Raw genomic sequence first — 10,716 nt, forward strand, 5'->3', positions numbered from 1 at the left:
ATCAGGTAATCAGTAATCGGTAATTTGAGATAGCAGGCTACTGCTTGCTCTTTACCGATAACCTGATAACCGATAACCTGAGTTGATAGTAACAGGAAATCACAAAATATGCCTCTCTAAAGTATAATTCCTTCCTTGAGTCTTAATACATTGAAATTTATAAGCAATCCTAATTTACAATTGGTATCAATAACAACTCGTAATATCTCAGGCACCAGATTCTCCTATAGTGGCCCTGTATCTTTTTATTGCATTATCAATTACTTCCGCCTCAATTCCACCTTTTCTAAGGACTTCGGCCCGGACAGAATTTATATCTTCACGAAGTTGTTCTTTCCAGCCGTATTTTTTGTATAATTTGGGATGGTCCATTTCTATGATTTCTTTCGGGTAGAAGATTTTGGAGTGCATTGACCATGTCAATGCATGCAGTGTCACGGACACTGCACTCCATATTACATAGCCGCAAGCTTTCAAACAATAGTGAACCATCCCTATAATTTTAGGAATGATGTAATAGCTGTCTGCAAGTTTCCCTTGTAACCATTTTGGACCACTTCAAGAAGCCGTTTTTCAACAGTAGTTGGTAAATCTATCGAAATCATATTTCCCTCATCAACACACAATTGTGTTTTTTACTTTGCTAACATCAAATTATACCACATCTTTTAAAAATGTCAAGAGTTTTTTTAAAAATGGGATGCATGTAATAAAAGTAGGTAACCTTTCTTATGTGTAAGAAAAGAAGATGTGGAGATGAAGGGGATATGGGGATATTAATGATGGAATATTGGATATAAAAAAACCCATCATTCCACCATTCCATTACTCCATCATTTCATCATCTCCCTATCTCCATTATCCCCCTATCCCCCTTTTTACACTTTACCTGCAAATTTTACATACACCCTTTAATTATAGGAAACTACCCCTAACCTTTCTCACAAATTATGCTCTACTATCTTGCCACTATCCATTTTTAAATTCGTTCCATTTCATATGAGATAGTATCTGCACTAAAGTCTTGTTCGTGAGGCCAAACTATGCCACCAAAGGCAACCCTTACTGTTGAAAAATAGTCTTTGTTTTTTAGTTCTCTAAATACGCCTTTATTTAAATACGGGGAAACATCGAAGGTTCCAGATTGGCCATCAGATAAATTAACTTTTAACTTATAGCTATCTATCGGCTCCACATGTATTACTTTAAGCATTTCTCACCTCATCTTATTTAAGTGGATCAATCTTGAATAACTCTTGACCATCAATAGCCAATTTCCAATCAGCCAGCAAATCTTCATTGTGTATTTCAATCCATGCTTGAACCAGTTTAAGCTTCTTCTTTGGTAGATTACCTTCAATAATCTCACCATCATCAATGGATATTATGGCACTATGCTCTCCATAGTGGGCATGAATGTGCGGAAGATGATGCTTTCTATCATCAAAACAAAACATATAAACGATGATTCCATAGAACATTGATATGGTAGGCATTTACTCATCTCCTTTCCATGGGCTGTATTTCTTTTACACCACTATTTTACCGCTCAACTTATACCACATTTTTTAAAAGATGTCAAGAGTTTTTTTCAGCAATTCTCGGTGAATCTGAATAAACAAGTCAGGTAAGCTCAAATAACCACCATAAAGCCATTTTTTGTGTTTTAAGCATTTTTTTCGCTATGATTGTCCTGAACTTTTTCATCTAAATCTGTCCATAATTACCTTTAAAAACCTGTTCTGGTTCTGAATTAATTCAAAACAGGTCAGAATTGGGCACATCTCACCCCTTGTCACCATATCCTCAATCTTAAACTTATCCCCTTTTGTAACCGTTCAGCCACAGAGGCACAGAGTTCACAGAGAATTAGAGAAATTAACCACAAATGGATACGAATTAACCTCTGACATCCCATAAATGTAGTGCGAACCTTTAAGTTCGCCTTTTGGCTTGCCAGAAGCGAAGATAACGCCTCGCACTACAAATCCTTTTGATTTGTGTTCATTCGTGGTTATATATTCCCTCTGTGTTCTCTGTGACTCTGTGGCTATATCCTGAACGGTTACGTCATAAGATTCAAGCAGTGGGATTAGAAGAGGCAGGTCTAAAATAAAAACCTGCCTCTCCTAACAATAAAGGGGTGAGAAAAAGGACATATTTTTATTGCCAGAATCTACCTGTTAGCCTCAGGTAAAATCCACGGGCTGAATAACTGTCATCAGGTATCTCACCATCTTTGTAGTCGATGAGGTTATATCCTAAGACAAATTTAAAGTGGCTGTTAAATCCAAAACCTAACTCTAATATAGGATTTATCTTATAGTCATTGGTCAAGTGTTGATGTAGAATTCTATACCCACCGGTTATATCAAACCTTTCGTTAATATTATAAGTCAATCTACCAATTATAAGGTCAATATGAGAAATAATATCCTCTACCTCTATCCTCCTCATCGCATACTTTCCCAATAGACTCCATTTATTAGTTGGAACATAGATAGATTCTAAGGAAGCAATTGCACTTTTATTGCCAAATTCACATTTACTCAATAGGTTAAATTTATTAGTATGAGGAGGTCTGTAGGCTAAGGCAACTAACATTTTTGATTCTGAAGAATCAGTTTCTGTCCCTCTGGCATCTTTTTTAATCTTCTCATAGGTATATTTCCCATAGGTTGTTAAACCGTATTGGAATTTCTGTTTTAGGTCTGCAATCAATAATGTAGTAGAATCATCAGTATTTTCATCTTTGGAGTAAGAATATTTTAGAGATGTATCTAAGTCATTAGTAATTTTCTGTTTAAGTTCAACCTCTCCTGAAATAGTCTCCTCTTTATCCAATTCTTTTTTAACTTCGTTTTTAGCTGACAATTTTGTTTTATCAGTTGGTGTAAAATTTACCCCAAATGAGTTAGTGGTGGAATCAATTATCTTTCCTGCACCACTCTCTTTTTCTGCATTATTTGCCGCCGAAATGACTATCTTTGGATGTGGTGAATAATCTATTCCAATGGTAGTAGCTATGGATTTGGTCTTCGTCCCTTCGATGTAGTCAGCATTCCAACCAAGTGCACAGGAGGTATTTAACGATACCGATTTAAGAAGTTGAGTTGTTGCTCCTATTGTAAGGTTGTGTGTTCTAAGAAGACGCCTACCATGTGACATTTTATCAGTTAAGTCATATTGGATAGAGGGGAATATTCTATCATATTGTGATGTTAGTTTGAGGTTAACATCATGAGTTATTGTATCTAAATCACGATTAATAAAATTATCATAGTCTGTAAGGCTATATTTTAATCCAAAATCATGCCTACCTATTGAACCTCTATCTCCTAAAGTAAACATCTGTTTACGGCTCTCTCGAATTTGGTTACTTACCTTATTTTCTTCTTGAAAATTTGCAAAGAATGTAGAGCTATCAAGCTCCTGTTTAAACCCCAGTCCAAATATATCAGTTTTTGTCTTATTTTTCTGGGGTTCATTAGTAGTTATCTTCTTTTGGACATATAAGGCTTTATCAGTCATTAACTCGTAATCAACTCGTGAGCCATATTCTCGTATATCCTTTTGAGTAGTAAGATTAGTGATATCATAAAACTCTGGTCCATATTGGTTAAAATCGTCTCTTTCTTTATCAGCAGTAGCCTCAATTTTATTAGAGAAGTTAGCTCCAATTTGATGATAAAAGGTCTTAACCTTGCATTTATCGTTTGAGTGAGAAGATAAGGTTTCTATAAAAGAGGCGGAGTTGTTAACTTTTGGATTTAATAGTTCTAAATCACCATCGGTCTTGGCATACTCAGCCTTAATAGTAAATTCTTTGCAGGGATTAAAAGAACTATCTAACCCATAAAGGTGGTAGTCAGTTGGAGACTGTTCCTCTTTGATATAAGTTGTACCTAATTCTAAGCTATTATGGAGTTTTGTCACTCCACGAAAACCATAAATGGCATGTTTGTAATCTGCACCTATTGGAATATACTCATAAAAAACAACAATATAGTATGTAACTCCACCACCGGGTGAGGATATAGGCTCTCCAAATATCAATCTTCCTGTATCATAATCCAGGGAATAATCTTTGTCTTTTTCTTTCTGTATAGTTGAAAAGACCTGTAAGTTTTTATCATCACGGGTTTCAATTCTAATCTTCTCACTCCCATCAACAATTGGGCAATGGGTAAGATAGTAAGGACCACAAACTCCCCTCCCAGGTATATCATCCCGAGCACTAACCTGTCTGGTAGAAGCACCAAATACAGTAATCCTGGAATTGGCTATATGTTTTTCTATCTTTGCTCCTGTAAGATTTCTATTATATGTTGATAGTTTATTTTCTCCTAATGCTGTTGAATAATCGCCATAAACAAGGTCTAAATCCTTAGATTGTAATTTTAGAAAGATAGGGTCAGAAGATGGAGTGTTATTAACGACTTTACTATCATCACCATAGATTGGATAATAATCATCTGGATTAGCAGGGGAGGATAATTTATCCTTACGAGTTTTTTTAGTATCAAGTGAAGTAGTAAGTTGATATTTATCTTTTAGCTTCGTGTTTAAGTAAAAAGCCAGGCAGCCTTTATATCTTGCACTATTTCCATACTTTTTACGAAATGCCTTTATATTTCCAGTTACCGTATCTTCTTCCATTTCCAACTCTGCTAATCCAATAAAAACAGGTTTATCAGTGTAAGTCCCAGAGTATCTTTTATCCACTGTTCTTAAGATACCAAAATCTAACTTTGCCATTCCATGAGGAGGGAGATCAATAAATTGTGGCTTAGTAGTATTTAAAGAATACTCATCAGATAAGGTATTTATGTCAACCATTAGCAGATGCCGACCTGGTTTAACCGCTGGAATTGAGTATCTTCCTTCATCATCAGTAATTACACTCATCCCATTTTCCATAATTATGTTTACATTACCAATTCCAGATTCTCTATCTTGCTGTATGCCGTCACCATTAGTATCCTCATATACCTTGCCAATTATAATCCCATGCTCTCTAAATACTCCATCTTTAACCCTGACTATTGCAAATACATTAGTTACTACTTTCTCACCTTTTTCAGCAGTGCCCGAGACCTCTGCTAAGTTCTTTTGGTCACCAGATTCAGCATCAATTCCAACTAACACCTTGTAAGTTAGTATCTTTTCTTCATTAATCGGGAAATCGCCAATCTCCCAGGTAAAAGGATTTTTACCTATCGGGTCTTTAAAGCAGTCAGAATTTAACCTACTTGTCCCTTTGATATACTTAAAATTATATGGGAATTTATCTACTATTTTAACCTGATTTATCTTCCCATAGCCAATATTCTTAACCTTGATGGTATAAGTTATTATATCACCAATCTGAGCGGTTTTATCACTTGCCTTTTTAATCACTAATAAAGATGTATTGTGGTCAAGATAGATATCCTTTGTAAGTGTCTGTCCTGAAATCAAATGGAAGGTAGTAGAGGTCTTTGGATAATAATAGTCTGCCCTAACTGTAAGATAGTAATATCCTGCGGCTAAATTACTAAAGCTATAATCACCCGTAGCATTTGATGTGGTCGAACCAACGAAATTGCCAGATGCTTCATAGATAGAAACTACTGCATTAGCTATCACGGCACTATTTCCTGCATCTTTTATTTTCCCCTGAATAGTACCTGTCCCGGTTGTAGTATTTGTATCTACAGTGATTATTCCTGAAGCAATGGTAATAGAATTAATATCTTGAATCAAGTATTTATATTCATTATCAGATACAACAGTTCCGGAGCCATTTGTCCCATCCCAATTAACTGATTGTGCTCCAGAGGTTTGAGTAGCATTATTAAGTAAAGTTTTTATTACTGCATCTTCAATATCACGGATTGTAACTGTAATGGTATTATTAGAGTCCAAGTAGTAGTGGATGGTAGTAGTATCATTTATTCCATCGTTATCTGGTGAGAATGGATTTGGTTGTGCGAATGAACTCTCGAGGAAACCTGCAGTAACACTGTAAGTAATAGTACCATGATAATCACCAGGATAATCTGTCCAGTTAACTTGTAACTTGTAGTCATAATCAAGGACACTACCTGAAGCGGTAGTGGTACCTCCTGAGGCTATTGTGCTTGATGTAGTGCCAAAGGAAGTCCAGGCTGGATTTATGGAAGAGTGCTTTGCCCATTGTAATTGACTTATAGAAATGGTTTTTGTAGCACCAGAGGTTCTTATTAAATCGCCAGTAGCCTGCGCGGATAAACTCCAGTTCCCACCAGTAGAGACAATTACAATCTGCGTGGCATAAGGGATTATACATAATGAGTCATTTGGGCTAACTTCACCAAAATTTACATTATTGCCTGAAGAGGTGATGGTGAGAATATATCCTGAAGTCTTGTTTTCATTCAGCAAAACACAAAATAAAATAACTATGGAAATCATTACTTTATTAACCTTTTCCATTTCTATCACATCCTTGTTGTTTGGTAACTGGTAATTGGTAATTGGTGATTAGCCTGTTATCGTTTAACCATTCACCAGTTACCATTTAACCAATTACCAGTTATCAAGAAAGAGGTCTCTTGAGTAATTACCTGTTTACCTCCAATAACTAATGTTACTATTGCAAGATATTCTCCTGGCAATAGTTTTAACTCAGAGCGTTTACCTAAATTTTGTATCATCTCTGGTTCTAACTCTACTCTTGCAATAGGTATCTCAGATATGACATTTCTCTGGCTATCTATTATTTCAATCATTCCCTCTACATAAATGGGAATCTCACATGTATTTTTTAATACTAATTCTGGAATAATTGGTTTATTAGCTTGAGTAGTTGGAATAATAAACTCAAGTATTTTGCCTTCTTGAGATAGAGCCTTTTCAATTACCCAAAAATTCTGAGTTGCTACCTTTCTTTTGCCCTCATATTCAACGCTTGCACAAGCGGTATAACTGCCAATTGGTAGTCCTTCTTTTAAAACTGCCTTTAGTTCTTTGCTACTTCCTGCTGGAATAGTCTCTTTTTCAAAAGGTGTAGTTGCTATTATTTCACCTCCGCTATTCTTAATGGTTATCTCTCCAGTAGTTGTAAGATTGGTATTTCCAGCATTAAAGGCTAACAAATTAAAATAAATTGGTCTATTCCAAACAGCAATTGGGATAGTAAAAGAAATTATCTCAAGTTTTATTATTCCAATCTCATTTGGTCGGATTACCATAAAAGTGGTGAGTAGTTCCACAGGTTCTCCATCTTCAATTTTAATATTAGCTTCTGCTGTATATGTACCAACTGCTAAGTCTTTTAGTCTAAAGGGAAGTGTTATTTGGTGTGGGTAATTGGGTAGGACAACCTCAGACCCAATCTCCAGTTTAGCAATCTTCACTCCAAATGGATTTTTAATAGTTACATTTCCATGTAGTCTAAGATGTATATTACCTGTATTAACAAATCTTAGAAGGATAATAATAGGTTGCCCTGGTTTATTTTGGAGGAAACTAATATCACTAATCTTTCCCTCTCTTTTTAATTCTCCGGGTAATGTAAATGCCAAAATAACCGCACTCTTTACAGATTTATTATTTATGGGAGTAGCTTCAAAGACGATGGCTGTATAAAATCCACCTGTTATTTTTTCTGGTGTCCGGAACTCTACTTTAACTATTTTAGCTTCTTTAGAATCAAGTGTAAAATTAGATGGATTGACATCAATCAGTTTAGTCCCCCACCATGGGTCAGTTATGAATAAATGACTACCATCTAATTCCTGTCCTAATTGAGTAGGATAGACCTGAATCTGCTGAGGAAGATTAATAAGGTTATAAACTCTAATAGGAAATGAATAACTCTTTCCATAGATAGTTTTTTCGAGCATGAATGGGTCAAGTTTGATAGTTCTGGAGGCAAATTCTTGTTTTGTAGGTTGAAAGAGTCTTTCTGCAACCCTAAGAAAGACCTCCTGAGTAGCACTTATCCCCTCACCTGTGGTAGGTCTTATAACAATTAATAGTCCCAATATGAGGATTATAATTATAATAGTACTTTTTAATCCTTGTTTGGATACATTGGATACAATTGTATTGTTCTTCAATTTTATAATATCCATTATTTCTCACCCCTATAATGGTAACTGGTTAAATGGTAATTGGTTAAATGGTAATTGGTTAAATAGTTACTAATCACCAATTAAATTACCAATCACCAGTTACCAATTACCAGTTACCAATTACCAAAAATGGACTTGTTTTTGTAATCATCTTCCCATCTCCAAATATCAAAGTAGCTACTGCCTTGTATAATCCTGCGGGTAACTCCCCTTGCCAGCTTGTTCCTAACCTCTCTGTTACATCTATTTCTATCGGCTTCATATCTATAATTATTTGCCCAATAGTCATCCCTTGACTATTTTCCAGCTCAATCATTCCCTCTACCTGGAGTGGAACATTGCCAGTATTTCTAAAGAGTAATTTGGGAAGAATTAATACATTTCCCGCATTGACTTTTGGTACAGTAAGTTCAATTATTTCACCTGCCTGGATTATCTCCTTTTCAATTACATTAATGTTAGTTGTGGCAGTGACTATTTTTTCATCTGAATACTTAATCTTTGCTGTAGCAGTATAGGTGCCAATTGGCAATCCTTTAGATAGAACAGTTGTTACTTCCTTACTCCCATGTGCTATCACTTCATTTATTTTTATTGGTACTCTTTCTATTATTTCATTCTCAAAGTCTTTCACTTCTATTTCCCCACCAATAGATAGGTTAACATTTCCACTATTGTGAAAGAGTAACTTAAAGGATAGTGGTTTATGTTGGACAGCCTTTATTTCCTCGAAGGAAGCTATTTCTCCTTTTAGTATAGCAATCTCATTAGTATTAATGACCTCGAAGGTCTTCTTAGCTATTAATGACTTGCTTGCAAATGTCATATTAACCTCAGCAGTATATGTTCCAGTTAGTAGGTTTTCTGGTTTCCATTTAGCTATTAATTGGCGGGAGTAGGTGGGGAGTATCTTTACTGGTTTTATAAATACCTTGTCTATTTTCTCTCCAGCCTGGTTTCTAATAATCACATATCCCTCTGGTCGTAAGTAGATATTACCTGTATTGTGAAAAGTTGATAGGATATGTATTTCTTCTCCCTGTTTGTTTTGGATTATATCAACTGAGGTAATTTCAGCCTCTTTGATTGCTTCACCAGGAAGTGTTAACAGGGTTATCGCTCCTACTCGAGGGATAGAAGCAACATGTTCACCAGATGGTATCAGAAGTCGCGCCTCAACATATATTATTCCATAAAGTCCACCGCCACTATCCTTTGGTATTTGAATATCTGCCTCTACTATTTTTGATTCACCATCGGCTAACTTAAATTTAGCTGGATTAAATTTAATCCACCTGACTAATGAAAATGGTGCATCAATATCATCTAAGGATATCGCCTCACCATCTAATTTTTGACCTAAACTGCTTGCGTATACAAAATACTCTACTGTTTCAGAACCAGGGTTTTCAATAGTAAGTGGGATGATATGGTCATCTTCAGATACACTTCTATTAATACTGGCAGGTGTAATAGAGATACCAAAGGCACTTATCTCGCTTTCCCATCCCAAAAATAATAGTATTAACGCTATTCCATACACTCCTATATATTTAAAATATTTAAACTTCATTTTCCTCTACCCCCTTTATTTTATAATTAACAATTAACAATTATCAATTATCAATTTTAATGTTTGAATTTGACAAATAATTGTGAATTGTTAATTGTCAATTGTTATTTACCTAATTACCCACTACTCTGGGCGTACAGATGTTAACCAGAATCTGTACGCCCAATGAGTTTGTGATACAACTAACATACACCTCCTTTTACTCTAATGCATTTTGATAGACAGAGAAAGTGAGTAGGCAGTGATGGGTTCTACCAGAGGGAAGTGCCTCGTCAGCATAGTTAATTTCTTGCGAGTAGTCAATATAGGTTACGGTTGCCGCATTTCCAGTGTGTTCTAAATCTGCACAGCCTTGTATAACAGCTTCAGTCGTCCCAATAGATGTAAGCACAGCCTGAGCAGTTTCTTTAGCCTTGATTGGATACTGTAATGTTCTTGTGGTATCTGTAGCATAAGCCGCTGCTGCTGTAACATACTCCTGCATTGTAGCCTTATCGCTCTTAGCCTTAATGTTGTAATCAACATTTGATTGAACAGACACCCCTTGAGCATTGTCCTTTTCGGTAGTACCAATTGGTAAAGCACCCATGTCATAACTAGCGCCTGTCAATGACATTACCAGAGTAGGAACGATTGTTGCATCAACAGTGGATGTACTGGAACCCTGAGTCGCTCCATAGGATATGTTAGCTATCACAAAACTTAATCCTATTGCTAATCCTATTGCTATCCGTTTCATCTTTTATCACCTCCTTTGTTCTTAGAATAGTTAGCTTGACTACGAAAAGCAAACTAACGAATGAGTGTGGGATTTAGGAGATAATAAGAAGTGAGGATTTTTATTAAAAAATTATATCCTCATCTCTAACTCCTAAATCCCTTTTTTAAAAAATTTAACACCTCCTTTTTTTGGTAATTGAGGGTCGGACCTATTCTAATCCCGCATCAGAAGTAGGATTAGAGAGATTATGTAATAATTACACCTCCCATCCTTAAATCCTACCCATATCGGTTTGTCCTCCCCTTTAATCTTTCCTTAAAATC

General features: G+C 35.7%; 7 protein-coding genes. All 7 read right to left on the reverse strand.

The window, feature by feature from the left end; genetic code table 11:
* Positions 1-207: 207 nt before the first annotated feature.
* On the reverse strand, positions 208-411 hold the full coding sequence (locus tag AB1414_08775; GenBank protein ID MEW6607532.1) for a hypothetical protein: 204 nt from the start codon (positions 409-411) through the stop codon (positions 208-210).
* A gap of 568 nt (positions 412-979) precedes the next feature.
* Positions 980-1,213, reverse strand: coding sequence for a DUF2442 domain-containing protein (locus tag AB1414_08780; GenBank protein ID MEW6607533.1), 234 nt, complete (start codon positions 1,211-1,213; stop codon positions 980-982).
* A gap of 13 nt (positions 1,214-1,226) precedes the next feature.
* Positions 1,227-1,496, reverse strand: a complete 270-nt coding sequence (locus tag AB1414_08785; GenBank protein MEW6607534.1) for a DUF4160 domain-containing protein — start codon at positions 1,494-1,496, stop codon at positions 1,227-1,229.
* A gap of 667 nt (positions 1,497-2,163) precedes the next feature.
* On the reverse strand, positions 2,164-6,456 hold the full coding sequence (locus AB1414_08790; GenBank protein MEW6607535.1) for a carboxypeptidase regulatory-like domain-containing protein: 4,293 nt from the start codon (positions 6,454-6,456) through the stop codon (positions 2,164-2,166).
* 71 nt (positions 6,457-6,527) lie between these two features.
* Positions 6,528-8,099, reverse strand: coding sequence for a hypothetical protein (locus AB1414_08795; GenBank protein MEW6607536.1), 1,572 nt, complete (start codon positions 8,097-8,099; stop codon positions 6,528-6,530).
* A gap of 106 nt (positions 8,100-8,205) precedes the next feature.
* Positions 8,206-9,672, reverse strand: a complete 1,467-nt coding sequence (locus AB1414_08800) for a hypothetical protein (GenBank protein MEW6607537.1) — start codon at positions 9,670-9,672, stop codon at positions 8,206-8,208.
* Positions 9,673-9,871: 199 nt separating this feature from the next.
* Positions 9,872-10,411 (reverse strand): hypothetical protein, encoded by a 540-nt coding sequence (locus AB1414_08805; GenBank protein MEW6607538.1) that lies wholly within the window; start codon positions 10,409-10,411, stop codon positions 9,872-9,874.
* Positions 10,412-10,716 lie beyond the last annotated feature (305 nt).

This window comes from bacterium (assembly GCA_040755795.1).
Classification (GTDB): Bacteria; UBA9089; CG2-30-40-21; order CG2-30-40-21; family SBAY01; genus JBFLXS01.

Excerpts from the sequence above, each read along its gene's own strand:
- AB1414_08790 (MEW6607535.1), bottom strand. The coding sequence starts at position 6,456 with ATGGAAAAGGTTAATAAAGTAATGATTTCCATAGTTATTTTATTTTGT.
- AB1414_08800 (MEW6607537.1), bottom strand. The coding sequence starts at position 9,672 with ATGAAGTTTAAATATTTTAAATATATAGGAGTGTATGGAATAGCGTTA.
- AB1414_08805 (MEW6607538.1), bottom strand. The coding sequence starts at position 10,411 with ATGAAACGGATAGCAATAGGATTAGCAATAGGATTAAGTTTTGTGATA.
- AB1414_08785 (MEW6607534.1), bottom strand. The coding sequence starts at position 1,496 with ATGCCTACCATATCAATGTTCTATGGAATCATCGTTTATATGTTTTGT.
- AB1414_08780 (MEW6607533.1), bottom strand. The coding sequence starts at position 1,213 with ATGCTTAAAGTAATACATGTGGAGCCGATAGATAGCTATAAGTTAAAA.
- AB1414_08795 (MEW6607536.1), bottom strand. The coding sequence starts at position 8,099 with ATGGATATTATAAAATTGAAGAACAATACAATTGTATCCAATGTATCC.
- AB1414_08775 (MEW6607532.1), bottom strand. The coding sequence starts at position 411 with ATGCACTCCAAAATCTTCTACCCGAAAGAAATCATAGAAATGGACCAT.